The sequence below is a fragment of the Psychrobacter sp. DM4 genome, from assembly GCF_051307035.1.
Taxonomy (GTDB): Bacteria; Pseudomonadota; Gammaproteobacteria; order Pseudomonadales; family Moraxellaceae; genus Psychrobacter.
This window is the reverse complement of sequence record NZ_CP195536.1, coordinates 467,823-487,654: the sequence shown is the minus strand read 5'-3', so window position 1 is coordinate 487,654 and position 19,832 is coordinate 467,823. Positions and strand designations below refer to the sequence as shown.

14 protein-coding genes are annotated in these 19,832 nt (G+C 43.2%); 7 read left to right on the top strand and 7 right to left on the bottom strand.

The window, feature by feature from the left end; all coding sequences use genetic code 11:
• Positions 1-4: 4 nt before the first annotated feature.
• A complete protein-coding gene (locus ACR64G_RS02130; RefSeq protein WP_435979915.1) occupies positions 5-3,487 on the bottom strand; it encodes an ATP-binding protein in 3,483 nt (1,160 codons plus the stop codon).
• Positions 3,488-3,785: 298 nt separating this feature from the next.
• Between ACR64G_RS02130 and cysM the strand changes: the two genes are divergently transcribed.
• From cysM to ACR64G_RS02100, 6 genes are all read left to right on the top strand, one after another.
• Positions 3,786-4,721: a cysteine synthase CysM gene (gene cysM / locus ACR64G_RS02125; protein ID WP_435979914.1), complete on the top strand. Its 936-nt coding sequence runs from the start codon at positions 3,786-3,788 to the stop codon at positions 4,719-4,721.
• A gap of 63 nt (positions 4,722-4,784) precedes the next feature.
• A complete protein-coding gene (locus tag ACR64G_RS02120) occupies positions 4,785-5,603 on the top strand; it encodes a 3'-5' exonuclease (protein WP_435979913.1) in 819 nt (272 codons plus the stop codon).
• Positions 5,604-5,637: 34 nt separating this feature from the next.
• The gene (gene rlmD, locus ACR64G_RS02115) at positions 5,638-7,191 is read left to right on the top strand and encodes a 23S rRNA (uracil(1939)-C(5))-methyltransferase RlmD (protein WP_435979912.1); all 1,554 of its coding nucleotides are present in this window, start codon (positions 5,638-5,640) and stop codon (positions 7,189-7,191) included.
• A gap of 317 nt (positions 7,192-7,508) precedes the next feature.
• Positions 7,509-10,037: a RelA/SpoT family protein gene (locus ACR64G_RS02110; protein ID WP_435979911.1), complete on the top strand. Its 2,529-nt coding sequence runs from the start codon at positions 7,509-7,511 to the stop codon at positions 10,035-10,037.
• 76 nt (positions 10,038-10,113) lie between these two features.
• Positions 10,114-11,043, top strand: a complete 930-nt coding sequence (gene mutM / locus ACR64G_RS02105; RefSeq protein WP_435979910.1) for a bifunctional DNA-formamidopyrimidine glycosylase/DNA-(apurinic or apyrimidinic site) lyase — start codon at positions 10,114-10,116, stop codon at positions 11,041-11,043.
• Between the two features lie 133 nt (positions 11,044-11,176).
• A complete protein-coding gene (locus ACR64G_RS02100; RefSeq protein WP_435979909.1) occupies positions 11,177-11,617 on the top strand; it encodes a hypothetical protein in 441 nt (146 codons plus the stop codon).
• A gap of 137 nt (positions 11,618-11,754) precedes the next feature.
• Here ACR64G_RS02100 and typA read toward each other — a convergent pair whose 3' ends face one another.
• The gene (gene typA / locus ACR64G_RS02095; RefSeq protein ID WP_435979908.1) at positions 11,755-13,605 is read right to left on the bottom strand and encodes a translational GTPase TypA; all 1,851 of its coding nucleotides are present in this window, start codon (positions 13,603-13,605) and stop codon (positions 11,755-11,757) included.
• A gap of 309 nt (positions 13,606-13,914) precedes the next feature.
• Positions 13,915-15,108 carry an OmpA family protein gene (locus ACR64G_RS02090; RefSeq protein ID WP_435979907.1) on the bottom strand — a complete coding sequence of 398 codons (1,194 nt, stop codon included), beginning with the start codon at positions 15,106-15,108 and terminating at the stop codon, positions 13,915-13,917.
• A gap of 577 nt (positions 15,109-15,685) precedes the next feature.
• Between ACR64G_RS02090 and ACR64G_RS02085 the strand changes: the two genes are divergently transcribed.
• Positions 15,686-16,240, top strand: a complete 555-nt coding sequence (locus ACR64G_RS02085; RefSeq protein ID WP_435979906.1) for a pilus assembly FimT family protein — start codon at positions 15,686-15,688, stop codon at positions 16,238-16,240.
• A gap of 161 nt (positions 16,241-16,401) precedes the next feature.
• On the opposite strand, the gene recO is transcribed toward ACR64G_RS02085, so the two are convergent.
• The 4 genes from recO to ACR64G_RS02065 form a co-directional block, all read right to left on the bottom strand.
• Entirely contained in the window at positions 16,402-17,208 is an 807-nt protein-coding gene (gene recO, locus ACR64G_RS02080) for a DNA repair protein RecO (RefSeq protein WP_435979905.1), read from the bottom strand.
• Between the two features lie 50 nt (positions 17,209-17,258).
• Entirely contained in the window at positions 17,259-18,263 is a 1,005-nt protein-coding gene (gene era, locus ACR64G_RS02075; RefSeq protein WP_435980615.1) for a GTPase Era, read from the bottom strand.
• Positions 18,264-18,501: 238 nt separating this feature from the next.
• On the bottom strand, positions 18,502-19,299 hold the full coding sequence (gene rnc, locus ACR64G_RS02070; RefSeq protein ID WP_435979904.1) for a ribonuclease III: 798 nt from the start codon (positions 19,297-19,299) through the stop codon (positions 18,502-18,504).
• 54 nt (positions 19,300-19,353) lie between these two features.
• Positions 19,354-19,746: a DUF4845 domain-containing protein gene (locus ACR64G_RS02065; RefSeq protein WP_435979903.1), complete on the bottom strand. Its 393-nt coding sequence runs from the start codon at positions 19,744-19,746 to the stop codon at positions 19,354-19,356.
• Positions 19,747-19,832: the final 86 nt, after the last annotated feature.

The following is a 19,832-nucleotide window of genomic DNA, read 5'->3' as shown; positions in this document are numbered from 1 at the left end:
CATACTATATCATTTTCCAAGTCATATCATTTTCGCTCAAACGATGATAATTTAATTGCGAATAAGAAGACAAATCAAGGGTCTGTAAGTTGTTCAATGCGTCTATTAATGCCTCATAATAAGGGGCCAGCATGGCAAGTTGGGCAGGCGTAGTATGTTGCACATTCAGTAGGCACTTATCCTCTAAATCTTGGCTGGCCTGACGCAGCTGCGGCACGCCGGTGTAGCGACTAGCGCCTAATATTCGATGGGCAATCTGCCCTAGCATATTGCGATCATGGGTGTGCCATGCTTTGGCCAATGCCTTTTTTTCGTCATCAATAGCATCGAGCATCATAGTGATGAGCTTAGCGGCCAGCTCAGGTTTATGCGCTGATCGCGTCAGTGCGTCTTGCCAATCAAAAATGTTCGAATTTTCGGTTGGATCTGATGCAGTACTACCGCTGTCATTTGCACTAGGTATGGTAGTCAAAGCAGACGTTTCTTGTTGAAAAACGTTCTGATATGCAGTTTGAACAAAGGGCGGTTTTACAAAGGAGGATTTTGTAAAGGGCTTGTGGCTATCTTGATAGCGTAACTTAGTTGCAAGCATGGTGGTCGATATGAACTTATTATTAGAAGTGTGTCTGTATTCTGAGTCGTTTTTGTAGGCGCGTTCACGATCACCTTTATTACCTTGAATCTGACCGTCTTGCAAATAGTCATCGCGGATTTTTTTGAGTGATAAAGGCCGCTCCATTCTTGTCTCTGCTGTATCCATCGTCAAAGCAGTCGTATTTCGGTCATGACTTTGCGCTCGATTGTCATCAAGTGGCTTCAATGCGCTTAGCGCATGATCGCCTGTGTCATTACCAATGCCGGCACCATACTCATGGTCACCCTCTTTATCTTCAGTCGCCATCATCGGATCCATAGGCATTGTCGTTCGTCCAAGCCATTTTTGAAGTACTTGTAGTAGTTGCGGCTGGCTAATAGGTTTACCGACATAGTCATCAATACCACTTGCGATCAGCTGCTCGCGCTCATCAGCTAATCCATGAGCCGTCAGTGCGATAATAGGAATACGACTATCAGAGTTCTCAATATTACGAATTTGCGCGGCAGCTTCACGTCCTGACATGCGCGGCATTTGAATATCCATAAATATCAAATCGATATGCTGTTTGTGCGCCTCTTCTATTTTATCTTGTCTATTACCCTCAATCGCCGCCACTGAACTCTTAGTTTTTGTACCACGGCTCTCAGCTTTTGATGCCTGAGTTTTGTTGTACAAACTTTGTTTAAGTGGTTTTGTGTGTTCCATCGAGGTTTGTTGTTTACTAATAATCTCTATAGCATCAAAACCACTATTGGCTGTCACAACGTGAATACCAAGCTCACTAAGGAGTGCATCTAACACCAATAGATTAGGCAAATGATCGTCGACTGCCAGTACGGTCATGCCTGTCCAGCGCAGCTCTTTGACTTTTTCAGGAGCATGACGTTTGCGTGTATCGAGCATAGTATAAAGCTGACGTTTATCTAGTGGCTCGTATAATATGTTGGCTTGATAGCGATTTAAGAGCGCTTTATCAGCAGCAACTTGATAGCCAAATACTGCAAGTTTTCCTTGATAATGCAAGCGGATCTGTTTGAGTAGCGCCATCATGTCATCTTGAGTATCATCATCAACGATAACCCAGTCCCAATAGTTGCCCTGCTCTTTTAGGGATTCAAGAACGCCTGGCAATGAATTGGCTTGTACCAGCTTGATCGGCAAACTTTGCAGGCTGGATTTTAGGACTTGTCTTGAAGCGACATGATTGAGCCAAACCAAAACATTAAATTCATCGTGAACGCTCGCCAGCGGTGCCAATATCGGTAAATCTACCGCTTGCTGTGCTACTGCTTCTAGTACATCAATATGTGCGGGCATTCGAAACCAAAATGTGGCGCCTGTATTTGCAATATTTTCTTGCGCATTATCATAGAACCCAATATCACCGCCCATCAGTCGGGTCAGCTGCTTAGATATCACAAGGCCCAAGCCTGTTCCGCCATATTGACGAGTGATAGAGGGATCACCTTGACTAAAGCTTTGAAACAGCATCTTTTGATCGGTCTCAGAGATGCCCTTACCACTATCTTGTACGCTGATGATCAGATAATTATCTCGGTTATCATCTAAGCTGACACGCACGACCACATCGCCACTGTCAGTGAACTTAATAGCATTACCGACGATATTGGTCAAAATTTGCTTGAGACGGAGCGCATCGCCATTGATACTCATTGGCACATCGTTGTAAAACAGCACGGCCATGCGTAGACCTTTTTCAGAGGCTACAGGTGAGAGCATATCGACCACGTCATAAACAGTACTATAGAGGTCAAACTCATGACAATCGAGGACAAGCTTACCGGCCTCTATTTTTGAAAAATCCAATACATCATGAACCAAAGCGAGCAAGTGGGCTGATGATTTTCGGATAGTTTGGACGTATAGATCTTGCTCCGTATTGAGCTCGCCATGACGGGCTAATAAATTAATAAAGCCATCAATACTATTGAGTGGCGTGCGTAGCTCATGACTAATATTGGCCAAAAACGCTGACTTCGCTTGGCTTGTCGAGATCGCCGCATCCCGTGCATTTCGAATCGAGATATTCTGCATCTCCATCTCATCAAAAGCTAGACGCAAGTCATCTTCGGTTTGCTCAGCGTGATCTTTTAATTCTTGAAAGCTTGAGTGCAAACGGCGTAGCGTCCTCACCAAGTCCTGTTGTAACAAATTGAGCTCACCATCAGATTCCACTAGTACGGGTTTATATAGATTATCGACCTGAGTCCGCTGAAGCTGTAAGCGTAGCTCGTAAATAGGCGCAATCCAGCGCTTGGCATAGATATTTAGAGTCAGTAACAATATCAAAATCGTAAACAGCCCAGTAATTGCCAAAGCCATAGCGATACGATAACGCGCGATATAGAGCGGTTCGTTGTCCATATCGACTAGCAGCCACATTTTTTGTCCCTCAAAACTACCTAGTAAGCTGCCATAAACCGTACCAATGGATGATGACTGCGGCGATAAAAAGTCCTTTGTAATATCAATAGCAGGCCATGACTCCTCTATCCCGTATCCTACAGTCTCCAAGATATCATTGTTTTCATCGACGATAGCTATGCGTTGTACATGCTGATCCGATTGCATCTGACTGAGCTTTTCGCGGATGATACCCAAGGCCGCTACTACCTCTTGTGACGCAGTTTCCGTATTTGATGACTGATTTTTTTGCATCAATAAATCAGGAACAAGGTCGCCAACCATAGGTTTGTAGCGAATAAGAACCGCCTCAGCCAAAGCCTCTTGCTCTGAGTCGCTCGCTCGCATGGTCTCAGTGAACACCAAAAGGCCGCCCACTACTGCTAACACACATATTGGTAGAAACACCAAAATGATTAATTGACCATAAGCGCTACTGGTATTAAAAAGGTTTTTTTGTACCATGCTTAGCTTGACTCCGTTGTCGTACGAACTTATCCGATGTGTAAACTATAAAGCTCAACCGCATAAATAGGTTACGTATTTTAGCAGTATTTATCATAACAGAGGTTATCGCTGCATGCTCCATGTTTGCTCATCGCTGTTTACAGATAGACGTCGATGCCATAAGCGTCAACAGACACAAAATGGTATAATAAGGCCACTTTTTATCAGCTGCCTTTGATCCTCTTTCGTCCATCAATGATCAGCTATAATTTGTAAAGCAGTTACTGTCTTATCTAAAAATAAACGAGGATGCCTTATGTCGTCTACACCCTTTATCACTCAGATTGCCACTTTAGCCGATTGCGTCGGACAGACACCTTTGGTCAAATTACAACGTCTTCCAGAACAAGAAAACATCATCAATGGGGCGCAGCTTTTGGGTAAGCTTGAAGGCAACAACCCAGCAGGTTCTGTCAAAGACCGCCCCGCTTTTAATATGATTTATCAAGCGCAAATGCGCGGTGATATCAAACCTGGTGATATGCTTATTGAGGCGACGAGTGGTAATACGGGTATTGCGCTCGCTATGGTGGCAGCCATGCGCGGCTATCCGATAACGTTGCTGATGCCAACCAACTCAACACAAGAGCGCAAAGACGCTATGCTCGCTTATGGTGCGACGTTGATTAATGTGGATGAAGGTATGGAGGCGGCGCGTGATTTAGCCATGCAAATGCAGGCAAACGGTCAAGGGATCGTATTAGATCAATTCAACAATCCTGACAATAGCCAAGCGCACTACCTCACTACAGGGCCCGAATTATGGACACAAACCGAGGGTAAAATTACCCACTTTATCAGCTCCATGGGCACAACTGGTACGATCACTGGGGTATCAAAGTATCTAAAAGAGCAAAATCCGGATATCAAAATTATTGGGTTACAGCCTGATGAAGAGGCCTCTATCGCTGGTATTCGCCGCTGGCCTGCCGCCTACATGCCAGGCATATATGACGCAGATTTGGTCGATGAGGTCATGGATATCGATCAGAATATCGCTGAGATCTACATGCGTAAGCTCGCTAGGCTAGAGGGTATCTTTGCCGGTGTATCATCGGGTGCAGCAGCATGGGCGGCTGTGCAGGTGGCCAAGGATAATCCTGACGCGGTCATTGCCTTTATCGTCTGCGACCGAGGTGATCGTTATTTGTCTACTGGCCTGTATAGTGTCGATGACAGTGATAGCCAGTAGTTGAGACTTAGCGCCCAAACCTACACACTGCGCGAATATTGAGATGACTCCTTAGGATGTATTATGACTCAAGCTCTACCATCAAACCCCGTACTTGTTTTCGATATCGAGACAGTAGCCGATACGGATGCTGCTCGCCGCATCTACCCGCAGCTCGCTGATCTAAGTGACAGCGATGCTATGAGTGCACTTCAGTCCATTCGCATGCAAGAAGCAGGTCATGACTTTATGCGCTTGCCCCTTCAGCGCATTGTTTGTATCTCAGCGTTGTATATCAAAGGTGAGCAGTTCTCCTTATTTTCGCTCAGCGCTGACAAATTCAGCGAAAAAGACATTTTGGCCAAGTTTTTTCGCGCTTTTAGTGAGATAGAGACGCTGCCGCAGCTCATTAGCTGGAATGGTTCTGGGTTCGATATTCCTGTCCTCATTTACCGCGCTATGCAGTATGATCTATCAGCGCCATGGCTATTTGAAGAAGGCGAGCGTATCAAAAACATGCGTTTTAATAATTATGTCAATCGTTTTCAGACCCGTCACTTAGACTTGATGGACAGATTTAGTCAGTACGGCGCCAGTCGTCGCGAAGCGATGGATGTCGTCGCTAGCCTCTATGGTTTGCCTGGCAAAACTGACGTTGATGGTAGTATGGTCGGTGCGCTCGTTGCCAATCAAGACTGGCAAACGCTCTCCACCTATTGTGAGTCTGATGTGATGAACACCTGGCTTATTTACTTGCGTTGGCTGCGTCTAACGGGACAATTATCCTCACAAGGATTTGCCGAATGGCAAGAGCGCAGCCGCGACTACCTTAGCACTTTGCAACATGCCGATGGCAGCTTACGCCACGATTCATTTATTGCTGATTGGTCAAACACTTTATAACTTCTCTTTTACTCTTTATTGCTAAGGCAGGTTTATGCAACCCACCGATTCTCAACCTCTACATAAGCACAATACTCAAAACATAGCCAATCATACGTCAAGTGATGGCACGGCCAAAACCATTACGGTACCGCCTAATAAGAAAAAGTCCAAACCCTCAACCAAAACCCGTCGGCGTCTAAAAGAAGCTGAGCCACTACCCTTCACTATCGATGGACTATCTCATGACGGCCGCGGCGTCGCTATATACGGTAATGGCTTTGATGAGCAGCAAGGTCACGCGCTAGATAAGCACGGCAAAAAAGTCTTTGTCAGCTTTGCACTACCAGGAGAGCAAGTAGAGGTAAAACTCACCAATAGTCGCGCCAGCTTTGAAGAGGGGGACGCGATCAAAGTAACTACGAATCCTAACATTGAGCGCGCCGTGCCGCCGTGCCCGCATTTTGGTGTCTGCGGTGGTTGCAACTTGCAACACTGGCAGCCTGGTGCGCAGATTAGCTTCAAGCAGTCGGTTCTTGCTGAGATGCTTATGCATCAGGCTAATACCGCTCCTGAGCATTGGCTTGATCCTATAGTTGGCGATAGGCTTGGCTACCGTACCAAAGCAAGATTGGGCGTACGTTATGTGGTCAAAAAACAAACGGCACTAGTAGGTTTTCGAGAACGCTCCAGTAATTTTTTAGCAGAGCTGAATGAATGTCATATTCTAGATCCGCGCATTGGTTTTGAAATTGAGAACCTAAAAGCGTTGATTAGCACGCTTGAGAGCCGCGACAAAATCGCTCAGCTAGAGCTAGCAATGGGCGAATATCTGCCAGAGTTGCCTGATGGAGATCAACCCGTTGCTTTGATTGTGCGCAACCTAGAGCCTCTATCCACTAGTGATATCGATAAGCTCAAAGATTTTTTTGCAGCGCGTAACTGGCAGCTATATTTGCAATCTAAAGGCGTCGATACTATCGAGCGTATCGCCTTAACGGATAAAGACGATCTGAGCGAGCAGTTTGGTCGTCTATATTATGAGCTACCTGAGTACGATCTCACCTTTGAGTTTATCCCAACGGACTTCACTCAAGTGAACCTCTCAGTCAATCGTCAAATGACTAAATTGGCTTGCGACTTGTTGGACTTAAAAGCGGGCGAGCGCGTATTGGACTTGTTTAGTGGACTTGGTAACTTCAGCTTGCCGTTAGCGCGTTTGGTTGGATCGAGCGGCACGGTCGTTGGTGTCGAGGGCAGCGATGCGATGACGGCGCGCGCAGCCGACAATGCGCGCCGTAATGGAATAAATAATACTCAGTTCTATGCTCAAGATCTAACACAAGATTGCACCGATAAGCCTTGGGCCAATCAAGGTTTTGATGCTTTGCTTATCGATCCGCCGCGCTCTGGCGCTTGGGAAATTATGCAATATCTACCGAAGTTCAATGCTGAGCGTATTGTCTATGTGTCATGCAACCCAGCAACGCTCGCGCGCGATACCAAAGCGCTACTTGAGCAGGGTTATCGACTCACCCATGCAGGGGTAATGGACATGTTCTGTCATACCGGTCACGTCGAATCTATCGCACGTTTTGAAAAAATTTAGACTAATGCTACGTTACGTTTGACTTTATTTTCCTTACAGAGACCTTCTTGTATCGTAGCGTTAAAGTGAGAAACTAAGTATAATAACTATAAAACATATGTTTAATAAGAAGTATAGTTTCCAAGGCAAATGAGAAGCGGTCGTTACTGTAATTAACTCTAATATCAGTATTGTGGTCTCGATAACAGCTGCTAGTGTTTTGGCAGCTGTTCTTATTTAGGACTTATTTGTTACAAGTAAAAAGCAATATGTTTATTATAACGTGCGCAAGTGAACAGGGTTAGATACTGTATGAAGATTGCGAAAAGGAGGGAGCTATGGTAAAGATTCGTGAAGGATTACCTTTGGTAGATGGACAGATGATAGAGACTGATAGTGCCTCACTTGCAGCGCAATTGGTTGCCAATCAGCGTTCTCATCAATCTGCTAATAGCTACGCTCAAATTCCATTGGATATCAAAGCACAGTTAGCGACTCGCAAACTCCATACCACCTTTGATCGTTCCACTTCTCTAGATTCGCAATTTAAAAATAAATACTCCAACAGTGAGCTTTTAAATAGGGTCGATATCCCTTTAGAGGATATTGATGATGCCAATATCGATGTACCCGTCTGGCTGAGTAACGTTGCCAAACGCATTGGACAAGAGTCGGTTCCTATTCTAAGTGATGCCTGTGAGTTCATTCGCAGTCGTATGAATACTAGCGAGTCTGAACGCTCTGGCGCTTACGTTACGGGTATCGGCATGACAGATATTCTAACCTACTTGTATCAAGACGAAGACGCCCTAGTTGCTGCTATGCTATACCGTAGTGCGCGTAAATCTATGATCAGCTTAGTAGATATCGAAAAGCACTTTGGCACTGATATCGCGGTACTGGTCAAAGACGCTTTGGCAATGGGAAAACTGTCTGAAATTATCGAAAGTAGTAAGCGTTTAGAAGATCATTTTGTTAACAATCAACGTGAGCAATTATCTAACATCTATAGCATGCTCATCTCGGTGACGAATGATGTGCGCGTCGTCCTTATCAAGTTAGCAGAACGCACCTTTGCTATGCGAGAGCTTAGTTTTGCTGATACAGAGCGTCAGCAACGCGTCGCTCGCGAAGTAATGACTATTTATGCGCCTCTCGCCCATCGCCTTGGTATCGCGCAGCTCAAATGGGAGCTTGAAGATTTGGCCTTTCGCCATCTTGCCCCCGATAGGTACAAAGAGATTGCCAAGTTATTGTCTGAAAAACGCAGTGAGCGCGAATCCTATATTCAGCGCATGCAAGATAAGCTTAGTGAAGCTTTGATAGACGCTGACATTGAAGGCGAAGTATCTGGCCGCGTCAAACATATCTATTCTATTTATCGTAAAATGAAACTCAAAGGTCTGTCCTTTGATCAGCTTTATGATATCCGCGCTTTACGAGTCTTGGTCAATTGTTCCTCAGATTGTTACCATGTTTTGGGTTTAGTGCATGGTTTTTGGCGTTATATTCCAGAACAATTTGACGACTATGTTACCAACCCCAAGTCAAACGGTTATCGCTCTTTACATACGGCAGTAATCGCAGAGAATAAGTCACTTGAGGTGCAGATTCGTACGCACGAAATGCATTTTGAAGCTGAGCTTGGCATGTGCGCTCATGTCAATTACAAAGAGGGATTGAAGAATAAAAAAGACACCTACTTCAATCAAAAGATCAGCTCCCTACGTCACTTGCTTTCTATAAATAATGAGGTACGTAACCGTTCAGACTCAGCTTTGACAATAGAGGATGACTTAGGCGGTATAGAATTTACTGAAATTGAAGATGACGATCATGTCGTTGATTTTGACGAGCTCGAACGTATTTACGTCTTTAGTCGTGATGGTGATATCACTGAATTACCTAAGGGTGCAACTGTACTTGATTTTGCTTATTATGTGCATACGCAAGTGGGTAACAGAGCGCAGGCAGCGCGAGTCAATCAGCGCTATGTCCCACTTACTTATCAGCTAAAAACAGGTGAGCAAGTTGAGGTTATTACCAAAGCCACGCGTGAGCCCAATCGTGATTGGCTGGTTGTCTCTTTAGGCTACATACAAACGAGCCGCGCCCGCTCTAAGCTGCGTCAATGGTTTAATAAGCAAGATCGAGACAAAAATATCGAGATCGGTCGACACATGCTGGCAAAAGAGCTTGAACGTTTATCAGTTCATCCTAATAGCATAGATCTGAATGATTATACTCATCTATTTAGTGTCAACAATTCAGATGATATCGTTGTGGGCTTAGTCACAGGAGAGATCGGTTTAAATCAGCTCACCGCTCACATCTCTCGCCAGTTGCATCTAGAACCTGAAAAGCCCGAAGAAGATTTTGTTTTAAATATCGATAATAGATCAACAGGCAAACCTGACGCCTATAAAATCTCTATTGAAGGCCTGGACAATACCGAGGTCCATCTCGCAGGGTGCTGTCATCCTGTCCATGGTGAGCCTATAGCTGGTTATGTGACTTTATCACGCGGCATTAGTGTTCACAATCGCGGCTGCCCTGAGTACATTCGTCTCATTGATCGCGATCCTGAGCGTCAGATCGCTGCCAGTTGGGAGTTCAAATCTGGTCGTTACCAGCCTGTTGATATTCATATAGAAGCTTATGATAGACGCGGACTGCTACGTGATTTAACGCAGATTATCGATAAAGAAAATGTCAATATTCGTCAAGTTGAGACTACGAGCACTGATGATAACATTGCTTATCTAAAGTTTCATATCGAAGTTGCAGGCTTAGCGCACTTATCTAAACTACTGGCAAAACTTGAACAACAGCATGGCATTTTGCATGCGCGCCGTGCAGTAGCATAATTTTATATGACATCGACTATGATATTTACTATTAACTATTTTCTTCTCATTTATTTATAGATACTCTTGAGCCCATATGCCAGAACTACCCGAAGTTGAAACTACAAAAACTAGCTTAGCTCCCTTGCTTAATCAAAGGGTAACAGATGTCCAAGTATTTCAGCCAAAATTGCGATGGCAGATGCCTACTGACTTGGTCGATTTGATCGATCACACTTTGGTTAGTATTCAAAGACGAGCCAAATATTTGATCTTGGATTTTGCTGCTAACTCTCCTACACACGCTGATTCTGACCCACAAGTACGTCAATTATTAGTGCACCTTGGCATGTCAGGTAGTCTTCAACAGCATGGTAAAGGAGAAGGCAAACGCAAACACGATCATCTGATTATTACCTTTAGCACTGATGACAATACGCATACTCAGCTTCATTATCACGATCCAAGACGCTTTGGCTCTGTACTATGGTACGAAGATTATAGTAGCAAACTGATAGATAATCTAGGTCTCGAGCCCCTTGCTAATACGTTTAACGCAGACTATTTGTACCATTTCATTCAGCGCACTGAGAACAGTAATAAACAACCGCAAATCGCCACTCATAAGGCTACGGCTACAGCAAAACGGCCTATCAGTCGTGCTATAAAGTCAGTAATCATGGAACAAAAGGTTGTCGTTGGCGTCGGTAATATCTACGCAACTGAAAGTTTGTACTTAGCAGGTATCCATCCTGCAACGCCTGCAAACACTCTAACTTATGAGCACTTATCTGAACTGGTTACGCACATCAAGACTATTTTGCACAAAGCGATAGCACTTGGTGGATCAACACTACGTGACTTCACTGTTGCAAGTGGCGAGACAGGATATTTTCAGCAGACATTAAATGTCTATGGTAGACAAGGTAAGGATTGTCCAAGTTGCATGACCACTCTTGATAACATTAAGATCAACGGTCGCGCCAGCGTGTTTTGTCCTCAATGTCAGACTCTATTGACACAATAAGTCTTTTTAACATTATTAAATTGCTGAATTACAGGCTTTTATGTTGCTTATCGCCTGACATCTTGCTTTAATAGCATAATTGCTCATTAAAAAGCATCTCTGTTACGTTCCTTATTCGCTTTAGGATGATCCCATGACTATCAACACTAGCTCATTACGCATAATCAAGCATAATGCGCTTACTGCTATTGCAAGTATTGTTTTAGCTACTCTCACTATGCAGACGTCGTTAGCAGCGATAGAGATCGATGAGACTGACTTTGGTCCCTCTTATGATACGATGGTAGTTGATACAGTAGTAGGTAAGCCTTTGCAATTGGTTACAGCCGTTGCTGGCACTGCTGCCTATTTAGTTAGTCTGCCCTTTTCATTAATTGGCGGTAATGCTGATCAGGCTCAGCAAAAACTATTTGTTGAACCGTGGGATGCTATGGGGCGCTGTTTGGGCTGTACTGTTGCCGAGGATAATTACTATAAGTCACAAGTGATTGATAATAATATTGTTCGTATCGTCGTAGATCAGCCTTCTGAGATCTTAATTAATACTAACGACTATGTGGTAGTGACGCCTTAGCGTAGTAGTGATGCCTCAATAATGATCTGGATACTATACTCGTCTCCAGTGAACTTATTTCAAGACGGGACATAGAAACAAAAAAAGGCCAACATAGCGTTGGCCTTTTTTATACTCAAATTAATGGTGTTTAGATATTAAGCGCCTTTTTTGCTACGACCATGACGTTTACGCTCACTTTCAGTTAAGTAGCGCTTACGGATACGAATAGCTTTTGGCGTAACTTCAACCAGCTCATCGTCTTGAATGAACTCAAGGGCTTGCTCAAGTGTGAACTTGATAGCAGGCGTCAGTGTTAGCGCTTCATCAGTACCACTCGCACGAACGTTGGTCAATTGCTTGGCAGTCGTTGGATTCACAGCCATATCATCGTTACGTGAATTTAGACCAACGATCATACCTTCGTACACCTCAAGCTGCGGTTCAGCAAATAGTTTACCGCGCTTTTGAAGATTAAATAATGCAAAACCTAAGCAAGTGCCTTTGGCCATAGAAACGAGTACGCCATTAGAGCGACCACCCACATCACCAATCTTTTGAGGACCATAATGCGAAAAGCTTGACGTCATAATACCTGACCCTGAAGTCAAGGTTAAAAACTCTGAGCGAAACCCAATTAGACCACGAGCAGGCATAGTCGCTTCAATTCGCATACGACCTTTACCATCAAGCTCCATATTGGTCATTTCGCCTTTACGCAGACCCACTTGCTCCATGATTGAACCTTGATGCTCATCTTCGATATCAAAGACTACATTTTCGTAAGGCTCTTGAAGTTTACCATCAACTTCCTTGACGATAACTTCAGGCCCTGAAACACCCAGCTCAAAGCCTTCACGGCGCATGTTTTCAATTAATACTGATAAATGTAGCTCACCGCGACCTGATACTTTAAATTTATCTGGAGACTCAGTATCTTCAACACGTAGAGCAACGTTGTGAATCAATTCACGCTCTAGACGCTCACGGATATTGCGCGACGTTACAAACTTGCCTTCAAGACCTGCAAAAGGTGAGTTGTTGACCTGAAAGTTCATCGATACGGTTGGTTCATCAACCGTCAATGGTGGCAAGGCTTCAACCGCGTTTGGATCACAGATAGTATCAGAGATATTCAAAGCATCGATACCCGTGATACAGATAATATCACCTGCTTGTGCATCTTCAACATCGATACGGTCTAGACCGTGATAACCCATGATTTTTAGAATACGACCATTACGAGTGTTACCATTCTTATCAACGATAGTCACTGGCGTATTGATTTTGACTCTACCGCGCTGCACACGGCCAATACCGATAACACCTACGAAACTATTGTAATCAAGACTTGAGATTTGCATGCGAAACGGCGCGTCTGCGTCAACTTGTGGCGGCTGTACCACATCTACGATAGTCTCAAATAGTGGTGTCATATCATCAGCCAGATCATCAGCTTCTAAACCTGCAACGCCGTTTAGCGCTGAAGCATAAACTACTGGAAAGTCTAACTGCTCATCGGTTGCACCTAGATTATCGAATAGATCAAATATTTGATCCATAACCCAATCAGGACGAGAACCTGGACGGTCAATTTTATTGATAACTACAATTGGCTTTAGACCCTGTTCGAACGCTTTTTGAGTGACAAAACGAGTCTGCGGCATAGGGCCGTCTACGGCATCTACGACCAAAAGTACGCAATCGACCATAGACATAACACGTTCGACTTCACCACCAAAATCGGCGTGACCTGGAGTATCCACAATATTAATACGATACTCAATATCTTTGTTAGGATGCTGCCATTTAATGGCTGTGTTCTTAGCCAAAATAGTGATACCGCGTTCTTGTTCAATATCGCCTGAGTCCATTGCTCGTTCAGCAATATTGGCACGGTCACCAAAAGTACCAGATTGATGTAATAGTTTGTCAACCAAAGTAGTTTTACCATGATCAACGTGGGCAATGATTGCAATGTTACGCAGGTGTTGGATATCGTTCGCCATATAAAATGCTCGTCTTGTCTTAAAAGAATGCAGTAGCAGTAAGCACCGCTGGATGTGATTGTAGATTAGATATATATTATTGCTACTGCTCTGAATCATTATAAGACTTGAACAATAGCAGTTGTACGTAAAACTGAGGTCTAAATAGCTAAGCTAGAAGATACTATATTGATTTGCAAAGTATTTGGGCGGCTAGTATAACATTATTGTGATGACTTTTTATAAAATAACTGATTAGTACACGGACAAAGTAAAAAAAAGCCACCCGAGGGTAGCTTTTTTTATTTGAGCGTTATTTTAGAGAGATGATTAGTTGATAACCATGTCTTTAGTTTGCTCTACAGTCATTGTTTTATTACCAGTGATGATAGCATAAACACGACGGTTCATAGCACGACCTTCTTCAGTATCGTTAGAAGCGATAGGCTGATCATAACCATAACCTACTGTTGATAGACGGTTTGGTGCAATACCGAACTCATTAGTCAACATAGATTTAACTGCAACAGCGCGAGCTTCAGACAGACGTTGGTTATAACGTGCTGATGGACCCGTTTTTGAAGCATGACCTTCAATGCGAGCAGTAGAATTAGGATACTCACGCATCTTCTCAGCGACTTTAGCGATTTCAGGCTGATACTGTGCTTTGATATTAGACTTGTCGTTATCAAAGAATACACGTAGTTCCATTTTCAATGCATCATCGATAAGGACTTCTACTGGGCAACCACGAGCATCAACAACTTGGTTCATTGGAGTGCCTGGGCATGCATCTAAACTATCGATAACGCCATCGCCATCAGAGTCCATTTCTGGCTCGATAAGTACGATAGGAGTGTTATCAACATATGGCTGTTCAACCATAGGCTCTTCCATTGGTGGAACAGCGACTGTAGGTGCTAAGTGACCGCCAAGTACGACTTCTAGACCAGCTAGAGCCATACCTTCCCACCAGTTTTCGTCAAAGTTGTGAATAGCACGTGCTTCACCGCGTAGGCTTAGTGCGTCGTTGATGCGGTACATAGCACCCAAACCTAGGTTACCGATAGTGTCTGTAGAGTTAGCAACTTCGTTACCAGAAGAATCTTCAATATCGAGTTTAGATTGACCAGCACCGATTAGCATATATGGTTTAAGTGCGCTGTCAGTATAGCCTGTAAACTCTTCAGTACCGATCAAGAAGTTACCAGTGATCATTTCTTGTTCTGCATCTAAATTATCAGCGCCATTTTGACTTTCAGCATCAGTGTTAGAAACACCGTACTCAACTTGGAATTGGGTAGAAGGCGTTAACTCAATACCTAGTGCTGCACCAGTATATAGTCCATCTTCTTTGTTATATCTGTCACCAGAATTACCAAGTAATGTCTCTCTTTGGTCATCGTCAGCGCCTTCGCTGTAGTGATAACCAAGTAATAATGGGCTGATAGTCACACCAGCATTAGCTGCTAATGGTGCTGCTGTTACGGCGAACAGAGCTAGGGCGATTTTATTCAATTTCATGGACTTCCTCCAAAGGATAGTTTAAACGACACGTTGATCGATGCTACTTACTAAAAGATGCTCATGACAAGTATTTTTGAAAATGTGTCATTTTGCAACAAAACCAATTAAGCAGTAGCTTATCGACTATCAATTAACTTTACAACTTTTTTCGTCAGACAGCTACACATTATTACACGATAATGTCGTAACTAAAACACAATAGCCAGCTCAAATTACGTATAGCTTACACATGTAGTAGATTTCACACTAAACATACCAAACAACAATAGAAACTAGCATTATTGATGCCTTTTGGACTAGTGCATTTTAATACAGTTACTTTTTATTCTCTATCGTAAAAACCAATGATTCACTATTTGAAACATTTTTTGACACTTAGTACATATTGTGTTTATATTATAATAATAAACATAAGTTTAATAGACGAATATTTAGTCCATCAACCATTTAATTTTTATGTACATAAACAATATAAGTGTTTGATAGAAACACCCAACTAAACCTAGAGGGATGTTTGCTCGACAGAAGTGCTAATTTATTTTTATTTATCGAGGTACTAGAATTAGACATCCCTATGAATAATACATCATTAGTCAAAGCTGAACATGGATTTACTCTTCCAGAGCTTGTAGTCACTTTGGCTGTTTTGGCTATTATAGTAACTATTGCAACACCGCTCATTTTTGAGCAGTTGGCACGTATGGAAGCCAGTCGAATTAAGAACCAGCTAGAGAGTATACTTAGTATTGCAAAAGCTGAGAGTTATATTCGTCGTCAAAACCTACTGGTCTGTCTATCTGATATTGGAGGGAGGTGCCATAGAGATAGTGATCTGAAAATACTATTATTTGTAGACGTCAATGATAATAAGCACTTCGATGACCAAACGGATCTTTTGCTGAATGAACAGTACTTGAATCCTAAGTACAGTAAGCTTAGCTTACGAGTGGGCGCGAGACGACACTATACTAAATTTTGGGGTGATTCGGGAAGACCGCGCGGACATTTTGGACATATAAAGTACTGTCCAACTTCAGATTATAATAATAGCAAGTATCAAATCTCGTTTAATCAGGTCGGTATAATCAAACATAAGCCAAATGATATTCATCCTACTGATTGTACATAATCTAGATAGTACTTTGACCGTCTTACCCTTTCATCTCTATCACACCAGCCCATTCTTATTATCTACGTTCAAAGAAGCTTTATATGTAAAAAGAAGCTCTATATGTAAAAGGCTCCATACGCGAACGACAGTAATAAAATATCTAGTTATTGATAACCCTACTACTGATAACGTTGCTGTTGTTGCCAAAGTAATCGGCTTTGTAGAGGTTGATAGTCTAGTAAGTGGTCTATGAGCTGCCGATGAAGGCGCGACCAGTCATTGAGCGTCTCAAAGGTAATACCCTGCTCAATCATCTGCAAAATATCTTTGCCTGAAAAAATGGACTGTGCGGTAGCGTTGGTCGAGGAGTCATTATGTACAATCGGAACCAATCCAGTATCTGGTAAAAACCGATACATCATCTCAGGGTCGATAGCAGCGAGTAAGTTATCTTGCCCTAAACTTAGAGTAAACCCTAATTCTGCGAATAAGTGCTGTTCGAAGTGGCGTAAGCAAAGTCGCAACTCATCAGCAGTAAGAGAATGTTTGAGCTGCTGTAAACTGTTTTGATAGTGATGCCATAACACGGGCATAGGGTCTTCGCTAGGTAATAACCGCCACAGTATCTCGTTCAGATAAAGTGCAGCGTACTGCTGTTGACCTGTTATTTGCTTGTAAGAGAACTCGCTTACATCACGCTGCCTGATTTGATTTGACTCTACATCTTCTTTTGATGCTGAGTTCTGAGGCAAGAATGATTGCTTAGTGTCAATCTCAGTATTTGTTTGAGTGATATTGATCTGACTAAAGGTCTTTAGATCACGCTTACCCGTTGCAAACAGTTGCAATGCTACAAAAAGAGGCGCGCCTTTTTTGCCGATACCATGAACGACACCATGCTGCTCGGAGAACAGATAATAGAGCGCACGCTTTTCTTGATAAGGGCGTTGGTGCAACAAGTAGCCTGTCAACGCTTCATTACGCATCTACTTTATTCCCAGTAATGTCGCATATTCGGTGAAGGTAAAGCCTTGATCTAATACCCTAGGCTGGTCAATGCTCGTTCATCATCAGACCAACCACGTTTGATTTTGACCCATAGAGTTAACATTATTTTTTTACCAAATAGCTGCTCCATATCTTTGCGAGCATCCATACCCACCTGTTTGATACGCTGACCTTTATCACCAATGACGATAGCTTTTTGTCCGCTACGCTCAACATAAATGGTGGCATCAATAAAAGTGACGGCCTTACGCGGTCGACCCGTTTTTGGATCGGTATGTGCAGGCTCATCTTTGAACTCATCAATCTGTACCGTTAAGTCGTAAGGGACTTCATCACCCGCGCTACGCATGATCTTTTCACGAATGATCTCACTAGCTAAAAAACGCTCTGAGCGGTCTGTTATTTGCTCAGTGTCGTAAATAGGCGCAGCTTGAGGCAGATGTGAAGCAATCACTTCTTCTAGGCGATCGAGGTTTTGGTTTTTGAGTGCGGACACAGGAACGATATCAGCGAAGTCAAAACTGTCGCTAAAAGTTTCAATGAGCGGCAAAATCGACCCTTTATCCTTTAGCGTATCGGCTTTATTAATGACTAATACCACTGTTAAGTTGGTATCGCCAAGCTTTTGTAGCGTCAATAAATCGTCGTCACGCCACTGATCAGAGTCGACTACAAATAGCACCAAATCGACATCGACGAGCGCGGACACAGCCGCTTTATTCATACGCTCATTAATGGCTCGAACTTCATTACGATGAATACCTGGGGTATCTACGAACACCGCCTGCATCTCATGGGTACTCAAAATACCATGAATGCGGTGACGCGTGGTTTGCGGTTTACGAGAGGTAATCGATAGCTTTTGACCTAGCAAGTGATTCATCAAAGTTGATTTGCCAACATTAGGACGACCGACAATCGCTACATAGCCGGCTTTAAAACTATCAGTCATCTGCGCTTGATTGTTTGGTGAGAAAAACCCATCGATCGTATCTTCGTTATTGTTATCTACAGTGTCTACTTCTGTATCCATATCAGACTGTACTTGAACCTGACTTAGCGCCTCACCTATTACTCTTTGCTCTTTGTTTTGAGTAGATTCAATGCCTGCTTGGTCTGTAGGGTTGGCGGTATCTAAAGTACTCTCTTGATTGGTATCAGTATCTTTTGTCATAAGGGTATTGTGTTCTTTGAGTAGTGGCAAATCATTACGATTGCTTGTAGAAGATTATTGGTGTGCAAAATTTTAAATATGCTGATCTTATCGAATGTTATTTAGGCGCTTTTTTGGCAGAGTTTGGCAGTTTATGAAGCTGATTAATCATAAGCTCTGCAGCCTTTTGCTCAGCTATGCGTCGACTCTCACCTGACTCAGTGATATCAGGACAATTAAGAATGTTGACCTGACAACGCACGACAAAAATCTGATACGGTGCGTTGCCTCGAGTCTCAACCAACTCATAATGCGGTAGATCAATCTGTTTGGATTGTAGCCACTCTTGCAAGCGACTTTTGGCGTCTTTGAGCACTTTTTGGTCATTGACGTTATCGATCAGATCTCCATACCATGCCAGCACGCAAGTGCGGGTAACCTCTAGATCCTGACTATCTAAATAGATGGCACCTATCAGTGACTCAACCGCATCGGCCAATATTGAAGCGCGGTTGCGACCGCCGCCCTTACGCTCGCCAATACCAAGTATAAGGTAATCAGAAAGTCCTAAATTTTGAGCAATAATGACCAAAGACTCTTGACGGACTAAAGTGGCACGCATTCGAGTGAGTCTACCCTCGTTTTGTGCAGGAAACTTGTGGTATAGCGCCTCTGCGACAATCATGCCAAGCAGTGCATCCCCTAAGAACTCCAAACGCTCATAATTCTTCTTGCTATCGAATGAGCGATGCGTTAGTGCCAGTTTTGGAAAACTTAGATCGTTAAAGGTGTACCCCAATTGACGTGTCAGGACGGCCAAGCGCTGAATAAACTCTGAACTTACAATAGGCGTCTCAGTAGAGCTATGGCTATGTTGGGTCGTGGACACCGTTTGATGCTGTGAAGTTGATTTCATTTGTGGCTTGTGATTATCCTATTTTGCAAGTTAGTACTGCGGTAGAGTCATATTTTAATCTACTGCTATGGGTTCAATATCACCCTCAAAACGATTAACAATGTCGACATTTCCAAACAGATTATTGGTTGTGGCATACTTTTTATAGAGCGCTAATTGACCCTTTTGGCTGTTGGTAAAGGTGAATATATCTTCGGCTTTGGTATCGTAATAGGCATTAATAGATAGTTTTTTATTGGTATTTTCAATTAATTCTCTAGCAGTATCCCCATCATCATTGGCCTGTTTGAGTTCAGTGGCAATGATTTTGGTCAGCTGACGATCGTCCAATTGTGCGGGCACAATAGCCACTGCTAGTTTTACCGCTATTCCTAGAACCATAATAAACAAGACGACGCTTGTCACACCGGAGCCGCGCTGCGTAGATAAGCTAGATAATTGAGGCACCTTTATAATCCTTTAATCCGTTATAATTCTTGTAGCAATAGTACTTATATTAGTAATATCTACATCAATACTAGCATAGACTCTGT

What these genes read in the sequence shown, in the direction of transcription:
- era (WP_435980615.1), bottom strand. Translation starts at nt 18,263, where the DNA reads ATGGATACAGAAGTAGACACTGTAGATAACAATAACGAAGATACGATC.
- typA (WP_435979908.1), bottom strand. Translation starts at nt 13,605, where the DNA reads ATGGCGAACGATATCCAACACCTGCGTAACATTGCAATCATTGCCCAC.
- rnc (WP_435979904.1), bottom strand. Translation starts at nt 19,299, where the DNA reads ATGAAATCAACTTCACAGCATCAAACGGTGTCCACGACCCAACATAGC.
- rlmD (WP_435979912.1), top strand. Translation starts at nt 5,638, where the DNA reads ATGCAACCCACCGATTCTCAACCTCTACATAAGCACAATACTCAAAAC.
- recO (WP_435979905.1), bottom strand. Translation starts at nt 17,208, where the DNA reads ATGCGTAATGAAGCGTTGACAGGCTACTTGTTGCACCAACGCCCTTAT.
- cysM (WP_435979914.1), top strand. Translation starts at nt 3,786, where the DNA reads ATGTCGTCTACACCCTTTATCACTCAGATTGCCACTTTAGCCGATTGC.
- ACR64G_RS02120 (WP_435979913.1), top strand. Translation starts at nt 4,785, where the DNA reads ATGACTCAAGCTCTACCATCAAACCCCGTACTTGTTTTCGATATCGAG.
- ACR64G_RS02100 (WP_435979909.1), top strand. Translation starts at nt 11,177, where the DNA reads ATGACTATCAACACTAGCTCATTACGCATAATCAAGCATAATGCGCTT.
- mutM (WP_435979910.1), top strand. Translation starts at nt 10,114, where the DNA reads ATGCCAGAACTACCCGAAGTTGAAACTACAAAAACTAGCTTAGCTCCC.
- ACR64G_RS02090 (WP_435979907.1), bottom strand. Translation starts at nt 15,108, where the DNA reads ATGAAATTGAATAAAATCGCCCTAGCTCTGTTCGCCGTAACAGCAGCA.
- ACR64G_RS02085 (WP_435979906.1), top strand. Translation starts at nt 15,686, where the DNA reads ATGAATAATACATCATTAGTCAAAGCTGAACATGGATTTACTCTTCCA.
- ACR64G_RS02110 (WP_435979911.1), top strand. Translation starts at nt 7,509, where the DNA reads ATGGTAAAGATTCGTGAAGGATTACCTTTGGTAGATGGACAGATGATA.
- ACR64G_RS02130 (WP_435979915.1), bottom strand. Translation starts at nt 3,487, where the DNA reads ATGGTACAAAAAAACCTTTTTAATACCAGTAGCGCTTATGGTCAATTA.